This window comes from Geodermatophilus sp. SYSU D00814 (assembly GCF_054050055.1).
In genome coordinates this window covers 1-1263 of record NZ_JBJGYP010000067.1, presented here as the reverse complement: position 1 = coordinate 1263, position 1263 = coordinate 1, and the positions used below count along the sequence as shown (strand labels likewise).

The 1263-nt window shown below is 70.9% G+C and carries 2 protein-coding genes; both read right to left on the bottom strand.

From position 1 onward, the window contains the following. Positions 1-16 precede the first annotated feature (16 nt). The gene (locus ACI780_RS24375) at positions 17-913 is read right to left on the bottom strand and encodes an IS3 family transposase (RefSeq protein WP_457006065.1); all 897 of its coding nucleotides are present in this window, start codon (positions 911-913) and stop codon (positions 17-19) included. After that, entirely contained in the window at positions 910-1200 is a 291-nt protein-coding gene (locus ACI780_RS24370) for a transposase (protein ID WP_456878134.1), read from the bottom strand. Before ACI780_RS24370 ends, ACI780_RS24375 begins: the two co-directional genes overlap by 4 nt. Between the last annotated feature and the right edge of the window lie 63 nt (positions 1201-1263).

The following is a 1263-nucleotide window of genomic DNA, read 5'->3' as shown; positions in this document are numbered from 1 at the left end:
TCTGAAGTGACCCCCGTCAGGCGGACGCCTCGTTCTGTGTCGTGAGCATCTTCTCGAAGTCGGCCGGGCTGAGGTTGTCCAGCCGGCTGTGCCGGCGCCGTGGGTTGTAGAAGCCCTCGATGTAGCTGAAGACCTCCATCTCCAGCTCGTGCCGCGTCGGCCATGCCCGCCGGTAGACCAGCTCGGCCTTCAGCGTGGCGAAGAACGACTCGGCCAGCGCGTTGTCGAACGCCGAGCCGACCCGGCCCATCGAGGCCAGCAGCCCGGAGCTACGCAGCGTCTTGCCGAATTCGTAGGCGGTGTACTGGCTGCCCCGGTCGGAGTGGTGCACCAGCCCGGGAGCCGGCCTGCGGGCGAACAGGGCCATGCCGACCGCGTCGAGCACCAGCTCGGTGCGCAGGTGGTCGGCCATCGCCCAGCCCACGACTCTGCGGGTGCAGGCGTCGACGACGACGGCCAGATAGAGAAAGCCCTCCCAGCTGCGTAGATAGGTGATGTCGGCGACCCACAGCCGGTCGGGCGCGGCCGCGGCGAAGTTCCGCTCCACCAGGTCCGCGGCAGTCGCCGTCGAGTGCGTGCGGCGGCCGTACTTGCCCCGCCGGCGCCGGTGGATGCCCTCGATACCGCCCAGGCTCATCAGTCGGGCGACCCGCTTGCGGTTCCACCCCTGCCCGCGGTCGCGGATCTCGGCGGTCAGCCGGCGGGCGCCATAGACCTGGCGGCGTTCGGCCCAGGCGGTGCGGATGGCCTGGATGGCGTAGGCCTCGGCCAGCTCGGTCGCCGTCGGGCCGCCGCCGCGGGCGGCCCAGTCGTAGAACGCGGTCTTCGACACGCCCAGCACCCGGCAGAGACGGCGCACGCCATAGGTCGTCTTCTCCGCGGCGATGAACCCGAAGACCGCACCCCGGCTCACCGCCCCGTCTCCCGGGCGAAGAAGACCGCGGCTTTTTTCAGGATCTCTTTCTCGAGCTCCAGCTCGGCCACCCGGCGGCGCAGCCGGGCCAGCTCGGCCCGCTCATCGCCGCTGACCGGTCCACCGGGTGCGGCCCGCTCCCGCTTGAGCGCACCCACCCAGTTGCGCAGCGTCTCGTGGTTGACGTCGAGTTCTCGGGCGACATCGCGGACACCGCGGCCGCCGTCGACGACGAGCATCGCCGCCTGCCGGCGGAACTCCTCGGAGTACTTGCTGACCCTCCCCAACCGGGGCCTCCTCCCTGGCTGCTGCCAAGTCTGGAGGTGTCCGGCCCACGGGGGTCACTTCAC